The organism is Thalassotalea coralli, from assembly GCF_055786205.1.
Map to the genome: position 1 here is coordinate 78,967 of NZ_JBVVBK010000008.1, position 16,295 is coordinate 95,261.

General features: G+C 40.0%; 13 protein-coding genes. 1 reads left to right on the top strand and 12 read right to left on the bottom strand.

Features of this window, described 5'->3' with window-relative positions:
- Nucleotides 1-9: 9 nt before the first annotated feature.
- From ACOB80_RS18560 to ACOB80_RS18615, 12 genes are all read right to left on the bottom strand, one after another.
- Nucleotides 10-1,464, bottom strand: coding sequence for an oligosaccharide flippase family protein (locus ACOB80_RS18560; RefSeq protein ID WP_473167365.1), 1,455 nt, complete (start codon nucleotides 1,462-1,464; stop codon nucleotides 10-12).
- The gene (locus ACOB80_RS18565; RefSeq protein WP_473167366.1) at nucleotides 1,457-2,446 is read right to left on the bottom strand and encodes a hypothetical protein; all 990 of its coding nucleotides are present in this window, start codon (nucleotides 2,444-2,446) and stop codon (nucleotides 1,457-1,459) included. The genes ACOB80_RS18560 and ACOB80_RS18565 overlap by 8 nt, the downstream gene beginning before the upstream one ends.
- A gap of 149 nt (nucleotides 2,447-2,595) precedes the next feature.
- The gene (locus ACOB80_RS18570) at nucleotides 2,596-3,906 is read right to left on the bottom strand and encodes a putative O-glycosylation ligase, exosortase A system-associated (RefSeq protein ID WP_473167367.1); all 1,311 of its coding nucleotides are present in this window, start codon (nucleotides 3,904-3,906) and stop codon (nucleotides 2,596-2,598) included.
- Between the two features lie 90 nt (nucleotides 3,907-3,996).
- The gene (locus ACOB80_RS18575) at nucleotides 3,997-5,172 is read right to left on the bottom strand and encodes a glycosyltransferase family 4 protein (RefSeq protein WP_473167368.1); all 1,176 of its coding nucleotides are present in this window, start codon (nucleotides 5,170-5,172) and stop codon (nucleotides 3,997-3,999) included.
- Entirely contained in the window at nucleotides 5,169-6,374 is a 1,206-nt protein-coding gene (locus tag ACOB80_RS18580; protein ID WP_473167369.1) for a TIGR04063 family PEP-CTERM/XrtA system glycosyltransferase, read from the bottom strand. The genes ACOB80_RS18575 and ACOB80_RS18580 overlap by 4 nt, the downstream gene beginning before the upstream one ends.
- Nucleotides 6,375-6,376: 2 nt before the next feature.
- On the bottom strand, nucleotides 6,377-8,278 hold the full coding sequence (locus tag ACOB80_RS18585; protein ID WP_473167370.1) for an XrtA/PEP-CTERM system amidotransferase: 1,902 nt from the start codon (nucleotides 8,276-8,278) through the stop codon (nucleotides 6,377-6,379).
- 1 nt (nucleotide 8,279) lies between these two features.
- Nucleotides 8,280-9,425, bottom strand: a complete 1,146-nt coding sequence (locus ACOB80_RS18590) for a TIGR03088 family PEP-CTERM/XrtA system glycosyltransferase (protein ID WP_473167371.1) — start codon at nucleotides 9,423-9,425, stop codon at nucleotides 8,280-8,282.
- Entirely contained in the window at nucleotides 9,425-10,867 is a 1,443-nt protein-coding gene (gene xrtA, locus ACOB80_RS18595) for an exosortase A (protein ID WP_473167372.1), read from the bottom strand. The genes ACOB80_RS18590 and xrtA overlap by 1 nt, the downstream gene beginning before the upstream one ends.
- Nucleotides 10,860-12,089 (bottom strand): TIGR03087 family PEP-CTERM/XrtA system glycosyltransferase, encoded by a 1,230-nt coding sequence (locus ACOB80_RS18600; protein ID WP_473167373.1) that lies wholly within the window; start codon nucleotides 12,087-12,089, stop codon nucleotides 10,860-10,862. The genes xrtA and ACOB80_RS18600 overlap by 8 nt, the downstream gene beginning before the upstream one ends.
- Nucleotides 12,090-12,093: 4 nt before the next feature.
- Nucleotides 12,094-13,125 carry a FemAB family XrtA/PEP-CTERM system-associated protein gene (locus tag ACOB80_RS18605; protein ID WP_473167374.1) on the bottom strand — a complete coding sequence of 344 codons (1,032 nt, stop codon included), beginning with the start codon at nucleotides 13,123-13,125 and terminating at the stop codon, nucleotides 12,094-12,096.
- A 28-nt stretch (nucleotides 13,126-13,153) separates the two neighbouring features.
- Nucleotides 13,154-13,987: an XrtA system polysaccharide deacetylase gene (locus ACOB80_RS18610; protein WP_473167375.1), complete on the bottom strand. Its 834-nt coding sequence runs from the start codon at nucleotides 13,985-13,987 to the stop codon at nucleotides 13,154-13,156.
- Between the two features lie 6 nt (nucleotides 13,988-13,993).
- Nucleotides 13,994-15,397: a TIGR03013 family XrtA/PEP-CTERM system glycosyltransferase gene (locus ACOB80_RS18615; RefSeq protein WP_473167376.1), complete on the bottom strand. Its 1,404-nt coding sequence runs from the start codon at nucleotides 15,395-15,397 to the stop codon at nucleotides 13,994-13,996.
- Nucleotides 15,398-15,632: 235 nt separating this feature from the next.
- Here ACOB80_RS18615 and ACOB80_RS18620 point away from each other — a divergent pair, with 235 nt between their 5' ends.
- Complete coding sequence (locus ACOB80_RS18620) at nucleotides 15,633-16,268, top strand: XrtA/PEP-CTERM system exopolysaccharide export protein (RefSeq protein WP_473167377.1); 636 nt, start codon at nucleotides 15,633-15,635, stop codon at nucleotides 16,266-16,268.
- The last annotated feature ends 27 nt before the right edge of the window (nucleotides 16,269-16,295 follow it).

A 16,295-nucleotide genomic window follows, 5' to 3' on the forward strand; every position in this document is an offset into this window, starting at 1 on the left:
TTCCTTCCATTATTCTTTTTTCAATATTTTCTTCATTAACAATTCTTCAGGTGTACCCGTAGGCTTGCCTCTAATGATATATAACAGCGCGATTGTCCCCACATAAAGAAGACCACCTACCGCAACCTTTATCAACAACTGCACAATAACAGGCCAATCAGACAACGAGATGAAATCGATACCTAAAACCATGATCCCGCCTGCCAATAATGCCGACCACGTATGACTAAACAAGCGCATTTTCGACAGGGCCAATTTTCTAGTAACAAACCATACAATAATAGGTAAACACACTAGCGCAGAAGCAACCATGGCTTGTGGGATTAACTCATAGTTAGCCCAATACAAAACGGCAACAATAGCAGCAATAAGAATGATGTTTCTAAACCACATTAATCTATTGGACAACTTTTCTTGGTCTAATATGACGAGAAACTGCTCACTCACAAACATAGTAATGCCTGATAACATCGCGTATAAACTCAACCACGCTAATATAGGCGCAGCTGGCAGCCAATTGTCGCCTAAAAGCACAGAGACAAATTCTGTAGAAACGGCTGCTAAGCCAAACCCTAGCGGCAAAAAGATGTAAACCGCGCCAGCAATAACTAAAGTCAATACATCATTAAATTGCGGTGTACCTTTGAGTTTCGACAAGTTAGGCACTAACCCGCGAATAAAAGGCAACATTAATTCTTTAGTAAATAAAGAGGCCAAGTTAGCGGCAATGTGATACTGACCTAAATAAGCTGCCGAAGACACGCGTCCAATTACCGTCACATCTAGCTGGTTATTAACAAACCGCCCTGTGCTTAACGGGATCATGGATTTGGAAAATTCAAATACCTTTCGCCATTGATATAATTGAAATTTTGGACGAAATGGATGCATGGTATAACTTAATATACAACCGATAAACACTGATATCCCTTGGCCAATCACTATCGCCCAGTAATTTTCCAACCACAGTGCAAAAGCAATAGTCGCAACGGTATAAGTCAACCGTGTGTAAAGCGTTAATTTAAAGTCAAAATTGAAATCTAACTGCTTTTGCGCAATAAAAATGGCGAAGTTTTCAAAGCCCTTCATCGCTTTTATCGCAGCCAAACAATAAACAATGGCTTCCACTGCTGGCTCTTTAAAGAAAGCTGCAATATAAGGCGCGCTAATAAACAGCAAGATAGCTATTAGCAAAGACTGTAAGAAATTAACTGTCCAGCCGGTATTAAAAACGCGAGGGTCGTCATCCTTATGGCGAATGGTATAGAGGTGGATCCCAACTTGTGTCATTGACTCAAGCATAGTGATGACAATCGTCGCCATCGCGACAATACCAAAATCTTCGGGTGCTAGAATTCTCGCTAGCACCACGGTATTAACCATGCCTAGTAATTTAGAACTCCAGCGAGATAAAATGGACCAAGCGATACTAGAAGTAAACTTAGTCTGGACGGCTTCAGTCATAGTTAAAAGGAACAATCCCGTATATCGCGTCTAAAGCACCATCTTCAGTTTCAAAGACATTAGTCACTGTTTGCTTTTCAAAATCATACTCAACAACCAAGGCATTATTACCTGAGCTATATTTAACATTGCCTTTGGCTAAAAACTTCAATTTGTCTTTTAGTTTAGTTTTGCGAAGCTTTGAGTAACCGATGTAAAACTTATTATCGTGTATAAATAATCCTCGGCTCCATCCTGCTGGTCTTTGCTTAGTACCTTTAAACGGGTCAACTATTTCGGTTTCTTTCATAGTATTTAAATCAAGGAACACTAATAGTCCGTCGACTCGAGTAAAGACAATTTTGTCCTTCCAGCGAATACCATCGTGAATACTAATAGGATCGTCATTACATATTTGAACCGTTTGCTCTGGGTTATTTAAGTTAATGATGTCTTCTTGTTTGCATCGAGTAACCCAAGTATTACCATTTGCTTCAAAGACATAGTTAGGGTGACAATCATGAGGTCGCGTTGAATGTACTTGTCGGTAGTCTATCTCTGGATTGAATCGATGCCACGGGTCTTTCCCTTCTGTATTAAGGACTTCTTTTACTTCGCCGCTTTGTTTATTCATGACAACGACATTGTCTAGGCCCGTCGAAGTCGCAACTAAGTCTTCTCCGATACAATGCACCGAGTGAACATTTTGAAAGCAAGGGTGAGAGATAACTTGTTCACAGTTAAAATCAGGGAGTCGATATTTATATATCTCTGTATCTGTAGGAAGCCACAACACATCTTCTTCTAGAGAAGGCGCTGTAAACTGCAAGTTAGGATCTTCGTCTGGGTAATTTTCATTGCCCTCCGATAGCTCTAATGCTAATGAAAATTTACCAGTGGCCAAGTCTAATTTAAAAAGGCGAGCTGCTTTGTAATATTTTCCTTCTCCTAATTCAAAACCATTTTCTCTTAGGATTGCTCCTGATACTAGTAATGTTTTCATATCTAATTAGACTCTTCTTAATTATCTTTCATTTTTAAGAGCAGTTGCTCCCATGCACACTGCTTTATACGTCACTGATTTTTATCAAAATCAACACGGAAATAAATACCGTCATGACACTTTGTTCACGACGAGTAAAACCCTATAAACTATGCCTTAACTGGCACTTCTTCCTTAATTTGGTGATCATTAATTAGCTTACCCATAATGACCACAATCGCTACCAGCGCATAAAGTAGCTCAAAGTATGCCAAACTTACATTTAATCCTGTAACTCCATAACCCACTAATGATAACGAAATAGCATTCGATAGGTTTTCGCACCATTTAATGCCTTTTTTCTTTGCAAGTTTAACGTTCCTTCTACATTGAAAATAGGTAGTGGCTAATATGAGTAGAAATAAAAATAACCCGATAAATCCGTGGTCACCCAGAACTTGCAAATAAATATTATGAGCCGCTTTAGGTTTTATCCAATCTGGTATTGGCGGCGTTTCAATTGGCCCAAAGAAAGGCGTCATTGGCTTGTAGTAGTTCCAGATTAAAGGATCTGTAACCGCTTTAAATCCAGAACCCGTCAACGGATTATCTAACGCTATCATGGTGGATATCTTCCAAGCCCATAAGCGGCCGATAAACGAACCATCTTGAGTCGATGCGGTTGATATTGTTGTCTGACGCTCTTTCCAGCTATCGGGAGCATTAGCGTATAAAACGGGCAGCAAAATAGCGGCGAATAGAATGAGTAAAATTTTTCTGTTCGATTTTAACCACAATGCCATCGCTAAAATTGATAGACCGATAAACCCTCCACGAGAGTATGTACCGATAATCGCTATTATATTGAGTATCACCAGAACCATCAGTCCTGTTTTTAATAACTTGTGTTTTGTTATCGTCCACAAGTAGATCGCAAGCGGAATACACATATTAATCGCTACAGCAAGATCATTACGATCTTCAATAATACCAGCTCGCCCGACAATTCTATGGCTCCCTAACGAAAGCATAAATTTCACACCTTCCATTGCAGCATAGGCTGTTAGTGCGAGTACAACAGCCCAAATGAATGAGTTGATGTGATGTTCTTTTTTTATGGTCAATGCCACAAAAAGATACAAGGCGATTACCTTAGTAAATTTCTCAAACTCTGCGGAAATTACTTGAGGGTCTATCGTGTTGTGATTCAATGAAGAAATGACAGTAACCAGCCAAAACAAGAAAATAAACAGGCCTTGTTTGCCAAATACCCCCTTTTTATCCTTTTGAATGAGCAAATAGCTCATAAAGGTAATCAATACGATGGTTAGGTTAATTCGAAAGCTTTGAGAAAAGCCAAAAGCCCACTCAGCAGGAGCCATTAGGGCTACCCAAATCCAAGCACAAACACCTAAATACGGTTTTTTAAACGAATAATAGACCGCTGCGATGATAAACAATACCACTATAATATCGCGCATTATTCATCGTCCTTTGAGCATGACCAAGCCATCAATACAATCATACTGATCACACTAGCTAATAAGTAAAAACTATCAATCACGAGCCTATCATCCCTTACTTATCAGTTTAGAAAATAAACCATATAAGGTTTCACAGCTAGCATCCCAGCTAAACTCTTCGGCATACATACGCGTTTCATTTCTATCGATTGGTTGACTCTTTACCTGTTCAACGCCTTCAATGATGTTTTCAACATTTCTTTCGATAAGAATGCCGGCTTCTGGACGACAAACAACTTCCGGTGTCCCCCAAACGCGTGTTGCGATTACCGGAGTGCCACATGCCATTGATTCTAACAAGACATTAGCCCAACCTTCTCGACTCGAAGCTAACACTAAGCTATCAGCCGCACCATAATATTTAGGAAGTTCGGGTTGCTTTAATCCGCCAACAAATTCAACGCGATCATCCACACCAAGTTCTGACGCTAAACTTTTAAGGCTTTGTTCTAACTCGCCTTCACCAATGATCACCAACTGGCAATCAGGTAGCTTTTTGAGCGCTTCAATAACAAGTGCATGCCCTTTCAGTTCAACTAAATTACCCACCATAAGTAACGTAAACTTTTGCCAGTTAAGTTCTTGCCTGGTTTTCTCTCTATCTTCTAACGGTGAAAAAAGTGCTAAATCAACACCGTTTCTAATAGTCACTAATGGGCTATGTGCAGGTTCAAGTTCACTCATTTCATCAACTAGCGCCTGGCAAACACCAATACCCGCATCGACATCCTTTAATGTCTGTTGAATTCGCTTTCTCGCTGTGGGGTAATTTGGAATTAGAGTAATATCACTGCCTCTTGCCGTTACAGTAATAGGCTTATTTAACTGTTTAGCAACACGCGTAGCTGCAACGCCATCTGGGTAAAAGTAATGGCTGTCAATGAGGTCAAATTCATAACCCTCATTTAAGATAGTCACCAAACTGTTTTTAATTGCCCGCTCTAAGAAAAACGGAGTAAGGTGCATACCAAGTTTAGGAATGACTAAATATCTTGGGTGATAAACATCAACACCGAACCTTTGCTCGTGTAACGGAATATCGGCGTATTTGCTATAGTCGCCAAATATAGAACTGTTTAGCGGAAAGTAAGGCACTGGCGCCACAACTTTCAACTCAACATCAGCGTATCTTTCACGCAACTGACGCATTCTATTTTCAATAAAAATACCGTGCCGGTGTTGCTCGGTATTTGGGTACAAGGTTGTAACCGTTATTATCTTCATTTTGACGCCAGTCGCTCATAAACTGGCTTGTAAAAGCTCACACTAACTTGCCAGTTGCGTTCGTTTTCAACGTAATGCCTACCCCTTTCCACTATGGCAGGCCATTGTGCTTGATTATCAATAATTTCCAGGATTTTATTAGACAATTCGTCAACATTATTGGCAGAGAATAGGTATCCATTCTCGCCATCTTTAATCAGTTCTTGATGACCGCCAACATCAGATGCTAAACAAATTTTACCTTGCGCCATTGCTTCCAGAGGCTTTAATGGGGTCACCAATTCAGTCAATCTCATCGATTTTCGCGGGTAAACCAGTAAGTCAACTAAACTGTAGTAGCTTCCGACAACATCATGTGGCACTCGACCGGTAAACGTTACCGAAGAGCTCAAACCAAGCTGCTCAACTAATTGCTTTAACGATTCCTCTTGTGGTCCGCCTCCTACAAGTAGTAGATGAACATTCGGATTATTTTCAAGTACTTTCGCCAGCGCTTTAATGGTCAGGTCGATTCCTTCATACGCATAAAAAGAGCCTAAAAAGCCGAGCACAGTTTTATCGGCTAGACCTAATGTGCTTTCAAGTGCAGCATCTTTTTCAGTAATAAGGTCGAAATGCTCAACATTGACTGCATTTGGGATGACAGTAAATTTTTCAGTGGGAAAGCCTCTACTGATAAGGTCGTTACGTAACCCCTGACATATTGTGGTAACTGCATCTGCATGCTTCACCACATAGCTTTCCATTGCCTTGGTCATTCGATAGCGTAAGTCACCTTCTTTACATGTGCCATGATCAACCGCCGCATCTTCCCAAAACGCTCGAATTTCATAAACCACAGGCAGCCCAGATTTACGTCCAGCCCTTAGTGCAGCAAGACCATTTAACGCAGGTGAATGCGCATGAATAATATCAGGCTTTTCTTGCTCTATGACTTCTAAAATGCGCTCTTCCATCGGTTTGATAAAAGCGAGCTGGTTTAACACAGGCAATTTCGACAAAATGCCAGACGGTGGCGCCGAGCGATAAAACGTTAAACCATCAACTTCTTCGACAGTTTTTTTATCATTGCCATGCTTAGGACTCGTCACGTGACACGTTTCAAAGCCCATATTACTTTGTTGTTTTAATATCGAACGGGTTCTAAACGTGTAACCGCTATGCAAAGGAATTGAATGGTCCAACACATGTAAAACTTTCATTATCAAACACCTATTTTATTTTGACGAATGAAAGACTCAAACATCATCAAGGTCCATAACGATGCACTGTTATCGCGAACGCCATTAACGTGTTGATCGATTAGCTTTCTCAACTGCTTCTGGTCAAAGTAACCACAATTTTTCATTTGCTCTGAAAGTAAGCCGTCATACAACCTTTCTTTTAAAGGACCTTTAAACCAATCTGCTAAAGGAACAGCAAAGCCCATTTTTTGTCGATACATAATATCGTGCGGTAAATGCGGCTCCAGAGATTTCTTAAGCGATAATTTCCCTACACCTTTGTCTAAATTTAACGCTGAAGGCAAACCAAAACCCCACTCAACAAATTTATGGTCAAGGAAAGGTACCCTTACTTCTAAAGAGTGGGCCATACTTGCTCGATCAACCTTGGTAAGAATGTCACCGACTAAATAGGTTTTTAAATCTAAATATTGCGCAGTCTTTAATGCATCTAAATTTTTAGTTTTATCTTGATAGCGTTTAAATACTTCTAAAGAGCTATAACCGTTCAAGTTCTGCTTGAACGTCGACGAAAACAACTTAGCTCTCTCATCGGCACGCAATATCGACATTGAATTGTGATAACCTTCAACTGTGTCTAAGGCCATTGATTGGAACGTCGTTTTTGCTCGCAAGAATCGCGGCGCCCAATCCATTTTCGGGTATAAAGCACCTAAAGGCTTAAATATCGCTCGTCTCAGGCCAAGAGGTAAAATGCTGCGGATTTTTTCCTCGTTCATATGCCAATTATATCTTCGGTAGCCAGCAAAAAGTTCATCAGCGCCGTCACCCGATAAAGCAACAGTTACATGCTTTCGCGCCAGCTCACAAACTCTATACGTTGGCATAGCAGAACTGTCGGCATAAGGTTCATCATAGAGTGAGGCTAATTGGTCAATAAGATCAAAGTCGTTCTGATCAACCATTTCTAGTCTATGGTTAGTTTTGTACCTATCAGCGACGGTCTTGGCGAACTCAGATTCATTGAATTCTTTTACATCAAAGCCTATAGAACACGTATTAACTGGGTCACTTTGTAATTGCGACATCAAAGCAACAACTGCACTTGAATCGACACCACCAGACAGAAAAGAGCCTAGAGGTACATCCGCTACCATGCGAATATCAACCGCTTCTTTTAACCTATCAATGAGTTGCTCTTGAACTTCTTGCTCGCTGATTTCGGTTGGGAAAGAGGTTGGAATATCCCAATACTCTTCCGATGGCGGTACAGAAGACATGCCTTTTTTGATGGTCATTCTATGCCCTGGCGGCATTTTATAGGTATTGCGATAAATTGAGTATGGTTCAGGCACATAACCAAAGGTAAAGTAATCTTCGATGGTTGATTCTCGAAGAGATTTATCAAATAGTGCGTTCTCCGTCAGAACTTTTAATTCTGATCCAAAAGCAAAATGACCGTCGTCAAATAAGCTATAGTAAAGCGGCTTTATTCCCAGTCTGTCGCGCGCTAAGAACATGGAGTGTTTTTGTCTATCCCAAATGGCAAAGGCAAACATACCTCTTAAATGATGAACACAGTCTTCACCCCATTCTAGGTAAGCATTAAGAATGGTTTCTGTATCGCCGTGGGTATTAAACGTATAGCCTTTATCAGTGAGCTCACGATGAAGTTCTTTGAAGTTATAAATTTCACCATTAAAGACAATGACGGCACGCTGACAAGCACTCACCATAGGTTGAGGGCTGCCTTCCAGATCGATAATAGATAAACGTCGATGCGCTAACGCTAAACCTGGCTCATAGTGATAATCGCCTTTATCTGGGCCTCGGTGCCATTGGCGATCGTTCATCGCTGATATCACTTCAGGAGGAATACTATGATCACTTGTTAAATGAAATATACCCGCGATACCACACATCTTATTGTTTTCCTTTTACTTTGCTCTGTTGATATACCCGATGGTATTTATCAACCATAGTTTCAATACTAAAATTTGAAGTGCAATGCTGGCGAACTAAAGCACTGTCACTCTCTATAAGGGATCTATTACCTACATACTGCTTCATTGAGTTTACCAGAGCAGCAATGTCATTAACCTTAACCAAATGGCTTTGCTTATGCTCAGCAAGAATAAGGTCACCATTGCCGCCTACATCGGTAGCAATTATTGGTACACCACTTGCCATTGACTCTAGCAGTGTATTAGAAATACCTTCTGCCAAAGAAGGCAACACAAACACATCAAAAACAGACAAACAGTCTGCAATATCGCTGCGTTGTCCGGCCAAAAATATGTTCTCACTCAACTGATGTTCGTCAATCCTCTCTTGCAATTGCGGTCTTAAAACACCATCACCGACAATCACTAACTTAAGCTGCTCGCTCGACTCTGGACACTGTTTTATCAGCTCGATAAATGCATCAACGAGAAACGTCTGATTTTTAATCTCAGCCAAGCGCCCAACTGTGCCAAAAACAATATCTTGTTCATTAATGGGAAAATTTTCAAATACCAAGGATTTGGCTTTAGGCGTAAATTTCGCCACGTCAACACCGTTACAAATGCGCTCTACCTTTGAAGAAGCTACACCCACTTTCTGTAGTAGATAATCTTGTGCTTCTATCGATAGAGCAATAAATTGGTGTATGAATGGTTTAAATATCTTGCGCAACTTTTGATATTTAACATTTGTGCCGCCAACATCAAACACATCCCAACCATGCTCACCGTGAATGCGATATTTAACACCAGCAAGAAGTGCAGAAACTTGAGCTTCAATTGCCCCTAGGTTACGTGTATGACAGATATCAGGACGCAGCTTTCGAAACAATCGCCAACATTGAACTAGCCACCCTAAACTTCTTCCCGGAGGCTTGTTCAAGTCATAAACATCGACATTATCTCGTTTTATTCTCGATAAAAATTCAGGGTCATGTTTAGTAACACTAATTATTGAGTGCTGGTACTCACCCTCAGGTAAATTATTAATGATATTAACAACACCATTTTCCAGCCCACCGGTAGCAAAAGAATGCAATACATGAGCGATATGAATCTTTGTCATTAATTCCCTTCCCCGTTGGAACTGGAAACTCGTCGTTGTTCAATCCAAGTTAAGATAGGTTGGGTTTCGACGGTGTGGTCTAAAGACTGGTCAAACAAAACAGCTACAATTGTTGATCGGCTATTTGGATAAAAAATAGCATTTAGTGCTTGATAGACTTTAACTTGAAGTTCGTTAGTAAGCCAGTTATCGCCGACTTTATAGGAGTAGACAAGCGTTTTTTGCTGGCTCTGTGTATTTCTCAAGGTTAAGGCCATCATCGGCTTAGCATCGACGTTAACGCGTTTTTTCTCAACGACAGTCCAACGATCTCTGTTGAACAATGTATTATCCCAAGAAATCAGCTCACCAGAAGATTGCTTTTGTCCAAATGTCGCAACCATGACCTCTACACCGGGTTTAACTGTAACTAAACTACGTTGTAACCCATTGCCAAATTTAATATCCCACACAATTGATTTATCGTCTGCCTCTGATAAAGCCGCTTGAGGTGTGGCAGGAACTTGTACTTCGACAATATTGGTTTTCATGAAAAACGCGCAAACCAGCAACAAGCTAGCAACTGTTACGGATGTTAACGGTAACTTAGAACTATCGCTCTCAATTAAACCAACAGGGCGCTCTATGGCTTTTTGCGGATCTGCGAATTTTCCGCCAACCCAAAACATAATCATGATAACGAATCCAAAGAAAAACCAACCATACACTAAATGATCGGCACCAGTTGCGTATTTCATGTCAGAGTAATGGGCAATTATCACGATGAGATATGCTCTAAGCCCATTAGCGATAATCGGTAAGATACAAGCGAATATAAAAAATATAATCTGCTTTTTAAAACTGGTGTAAGTTAAATACGCAAAAAGAGCGCCGACTGCCGCAGAGGCAATTAAATAACGAATACCTGAACAGGCAACAGCAACTTCAAAAAGCCCTGTTGGTGTTTGAATATACCAGCCATCGCGAAACACAGGAATTCCAGTTAGCTTTAAAAAGAAAACGGTAAACCAAGCCGTTATATCTTGAAGCATAGGAATAATATTTTGACCTATAGGTACTGTGAACAGTAAGAAGATCAAAGGAAACTTAAATCGCCAACCCAGTTTATCGCCAAGAGTTAACCATACGATCGATATTAATCCAGTCACCGTCATTAACTGAGATGCCGCGTTTATATCTGCAGCATAGGCCAAAACAAAGCCAATTATTGAAAGGACAAGCGGGAAAATCGCATACATGCTTGGTTTTAATAAGCTAGCATCAAATAGATGTTTGTCTCGCCAACATAGCCACAAGCTAATGGGTAAAATGAAATAACCATGAGCAAAGGTATCAGATCTTCTCCAAATAGCTTCCATAGCCAGGACTTGATCGTATGTTGTGAACAACCAAATCAGGATTAGCAAACTTCCCAAGCCAAGGCTTTGCTGAACTCTAGTCATGATCAGCCTCCTCAGAAGCAAAATACCCTAATAGAGGGGTTAACGTTTGTTGCCAAGTAAAGTTATCTATTATCCATTGGCGATTACTTGGCTCCAAACCCGCGTTCTGTGTGGAATGCACAACGAACGAAGAACAAGCATCTTGAAATCCTTGAGGTGAGTCTTCGATAGCAATAAAGTCATTTGCTTCAGCATTAATACCTTCCATCGCCATGGAGGTACAAACCACGACCTTGTTCAGAGACATAGCTTCTAATACTTTATTCTGAATACCTCTAGCAATTCGCATAGGTGCAACAACACAACTAGCTTTAGCAATATAAGGTCGAATATCATGGACCCTACCGGTAACGACTATACCTTCAATTTTACTTAATGCTTGAATGTCAGCACTAGGATTGCCACCAACAATACAAAAAGACAACTCAGGATGTTTTACTTTTAAAGGAGACCAAACGTTTTCAACAAACCAATGCACAGATTCAATATTGGCCCAATAATCCATGGCACCAGTGAAAGAAATAAATGGTCCGTCAGGTAATGATTCTTGTGCCATTTCGGCGCTTGGATTAAAGAACTCGACATCAACACCGTTTAACATACCGTGAATTTTGCTATGGGTATTTTCTGGTTGTAGCTCTTTAAATAACCCCGCTTCATCAGGAGAAACAAATAAGCTATGGTCAAACTGCTTCGCAATTTTTGCTTCGTATTTCGCGAGTTGCTTATACTCTCGATCAAATACGAACTTAGCGACTCCTGTTTTCTTCTCGGCGTATTGGCGCCACTTATCGGAATCAACATCCACAAAATCAATAACTCGAATACACTCATCGAACATTGAATCGCTGCAATACTGCGCCATAGAGGATGAATAAACAAAGATATTTTTAATCTCATGCGTTAACACGGTACGTTTAACCCACTGTGTCATTCGCTTATTGCTGTAGTATGGAATTGATATCGCTTCATTAGTAAGAAAAGAAGTTAAACCTTTAATTTTACATACCAATTTATTTTGGTTGAGGGCCAAAACACTTTTACAGTATTTATCAAGCGCAGGTACATACTGACGATCAAAAGGGTCGTCAACAAAACAGGCTAAGTGAACATCAAAATGCTCACTTAACTTTTTAAGAATATTAAATGATCGTATTTTATCGCCTTTGTTTGGTGGATAAGGAATACGATGACATAAATAAAGTAACGGCTCCTTGTTCATATGCTTACCCTAAATACTTTGATAAGAATGGGCCGATAATTTGACTGACTTTTAGTGGCAGTTTCTGCCACATCGCAATAAACAGCTTATATTTCGGATTATTTGGACTTAAATTAGGTAAATCTTCTGCCTTTACTAAATGATAATAATAATGCAAAGGTTCAGGTGTCATTCCCCAATTCTTTTTGTATTTATAAGGACCGCTGTCATTTTTACTGCGGCCAAAGTCATACCATTGGTATCCATTCTTCTTGGCTTGGCACATAACATGGTAATACATTAAATCTGCACTCTTTAAATAGCGTGCATCACTATTACCGCCGCCATAGTATGGGAGTACTTGGTCGTTAAAATAAAAATTCATTACCGCGTTAGAAGGCTTACCACTAGGGTCATTTACTACCACTACATCAACGTCTTGACCAAATTCCGCCTGCAAAGCAGCAAAGTACTTCTTGGTAAAAATAGGCGTACCTAAATTGCGATAGCTTTCAGAAAGTAGCTGATAGAATTCATCTAAAGATTGAGTTGTTTGACACGTCAGTTCGTTTTTTAACGCGTGACGAATAACCGCGCGTTGTTTTTTCTTCACTTTAGCGAGAATTGCGTCTTCGTCTTCAGCCAGCTCGCAACCAAAGGTGCTATGCGCTTGTTTTACTAGCATGCCGTTATCTTGCGCGTGTTTGTATCTCAGCTCTAGATAATCAACTTCAAGGCGTTCGGCAATCGACACTGCGTGCTGCTCTAGTTGACGTTTAACTTCATCGCTATCGGCTATTGCGCCACCGTATACACAAAAGGGAGTTGATACTAGTGCATGACCAAACAAAGCACTTTTCACCTCCACTAATGGTAATACGCCTACGACCTTTTCTGCCTCTTCGGCTAACAAATAATAGCAATCATGCCCAAAAGTACTTGAAACAACCTTTTGCCATCCCGACAAATGAAAAAACGTTCCTTCAGCATGCTGTTTAACGTAGGTGTCCCAAGAGGAGCTTTTTACTTCAGTTAAATTTGTTATTGTTATGGTCAAGTTATCAATCCTCGTTAACTTTAGACACTTACTTTAAATACACGTTTTCCATCGTATCCCATCGATAATCCTTCAGTAGGTTTTCGATTTTGGCCTCCATACGAGACAAATTAATATAATGGCGAATCTTAGATTTAAACGATGCTCCTGCAACACGAGGTTGCTCTGCATCTATTTCCCACGGATGGAAATAAAAACTGTAGGGTTTCCCTTCCGCTGCGATAAATTTTTCAATGCGCTTTTTCGACATCCAATAAGGGTATAAGCGAAAATAACCACCACCACCTATGCCAGTATTTGTACCGTTTTTTCGGATAGTAGGAATTGGGATCTCAGTGATACCTTCCGGGCGTTGGTATTTAAACCGTGGCCAATTAGGTACACCGTATAGGTCATGCTCTATCGGATAAGTACTTGAGCTATATTCAAAACCTAGCTCAATTAACACATCATAAACCCAGGTGTTTTCATCTTTTACTGAAAAACTTGGTGCTCTATAGCCTTTCAGTGCCACTCCAGAAATATCTTCAAGTGCTTTTTTAGAACGTTCTACGTCAGAAAAAAACTCGCTTTTAGTCATTTCTAATGCTCGCTTATGTTCATAACCATGACTGGCAAGCTCATGACCTTGAGCAACAATGTCTCGAATAAGTTGCGGACACTGTTCAGCAACCCAACCTAGCGTAAAAAAAGTTGATTTAGCGTTGTACTTGTCGAAAAGTTCAAGCAAGCGATAAGTATTTCTTTCGACGCGAAGTTCATAGTCACGCCAATTACTTTTAGTGATAATATTTTCAAATGCTGATACATGGAAATAATCTTCCACATCTACCGTCATTGCATGGACTAACGAACTCGACATAACTAATTAACGACCTTTTCCAAACAACACGATTTCAACCGTTCGAATTAAAATTAGAAGATCTAGCATAAATGAACGATGTTTAATGTAGTACAAATCGTACTTAAGCTTTTCTAATGAATCTTCTTCTGTAGAACCGTACGGATACTTTAACTGCGCCCAACCTGTTAACCCAGGCTTCACGTTATGGCGCTCGTTATAGTAAGGAATAGTTTTAATTAGCTGTTGAACAAACTCTGGGCGCTCAGGTCTAGGACCTACAAAGCCCATGTCACCGCGCATTACATTATAAATTTGTGGTAACTCATCAACGCGATATTTACGGATGAACTTGCCAATTTTAGTCGTGCGATCATCATCTTTTTTCGCCATCTGAGCGCCATCTTTTTCAGCGTCAATTCGCATACTACGAAATTTATAAATGCGAAAAGCATTGCCATCTAAGCCAACGCGCTCTTGAAAATACAATACCGGTGCTTTAAGCCCTTCATCGAGTTTGATTAATATTGCCGTTATTAGCATCACAGGCCAAACAACAACAAATAAACTAAAGGCGATACTTGCGTTAAAAAGCCAGTCTAAGGTATTTCGTAAGTGATTACTGCTGGCAAAGCCATTCGAGTATATCACCCAACTAGGGTAAATTAAGTTTACGGCTATTTGACCTGTTTCGCGCTCGATAAAGTCGAGTATTTCTGTTACTTCAATACCGCGAATTTTACAGGCAAATAGTTCATCTACGGGCAAATTGTCTCGACGTTCATCGCTAGCAACAACTATTTCATCTATTTCATTTTCGATGGCATAAGTAACAAGAGCGCCGTCTAATTGAATTCTATTTTCATTAATAATGCCGTTATCTGCATCACCATTCATCACGACAAAACCGTGCATTAAGAAGCCTTGACGATCTACATCTCGGCGCATACGTTTTTCTATAATAGACGCACGTTCGCCTGCTCCCAAAACGAGAACTTTACGACGATTCAGGCCAAAGAAATCGATTTTAAGTGTGCAGTAGCGAAAAAAGCTCACTAAGACAAAACTGAACATGGCAGCCGCTGCGAGAAGTTCCGTCGCTACACCGCCCGAAGAAAATAGTGCATTAAAAAGCGTTGCAATAAAAAAACCAATCGCGACTGACATTAAAATACGTCGAACTAAGCCACGATAACTTTCTCGTAACTTCGAATTATATAAACCTAAAGCAAGTGAAGAGAGTTGGATAACCAATGCAAAAACGACGGAATAGCTAAACAATACGTTGTTTGCTAACACCACATCTTCAACAAATCCGACGTAGTGATTCAAAGTGTAGGCAAACAAAAATGCCCCAGCAAATATTAACAACTCTATGATAACTAAAGACTTACTGCCAGCAGAAAGGTTACCAAAATTAGTGTTCGACATAGACTACACGCATTCCCTATTTAACATGTTTCAACCGTATGTTAGCGCTTATTTATTATTGAATTTTGAAATTCTCAATTATCTGAACAATAAATGCAAATAAACGTCGTGCAATATAACAACTTTCACATTTCATTTACAGTTGTTAAATTTAATTTTCTGCCTGTAAAATACTTTAAAAATCTGGTAGCGTAGTAAATATTTGCGTAAATTCAAAATTGTTTAGGTTGGAGCCATGGATAACAAAACCTTCGGAAAAATAAGAATAATCCTGCTTTTGTGCGTAGCTTATGTAATAAACGGATGTAGCTCACCAACGCTCCCTCCTGCCACATTACATAAATCTCAAACGACAGATGTATCTTCATACAAGTATTTAATTGGTGCTGGCGATGTACTTAACATCTTTGTTTGGCGTCATGAAGAAGTATCAGGTACGTTTGTGGTTAGACCAGACGGTATGATAACTACCTCACTTGTAGAAGACATTCCGGTTTCCGGTAGAACCCCTACCGAATTGGCGCGTGAAATTGAAAAAATTCTATCGACTTATTTACGTGACCCTGTAGTTACCGTCACTGTTAATAATTTTGTTGGCCCAATAAGTGAGCAAATTCGCGTTATTGGAGAAGCAGCTCAACCGCAAGCTATTAACTACACTCAAAACATGACCTTACTTGATGTCATGATCCGAGTGGGTGGTTTAACAGAATTTGCCGATGGCAATGATGCCGTATTGGTAAGAATTGTTAACGGTGAGCAGACACAATACGATATTTACATCGAAGACTTACTGAAAAACGGTGAAATTTCAGCCAATGTTGATTTACTGCCTGGCGATATTATCGTCATTCCTGAAACTTGGTTCTAATGGATCAGTTCAGTTTTAACATTTTCA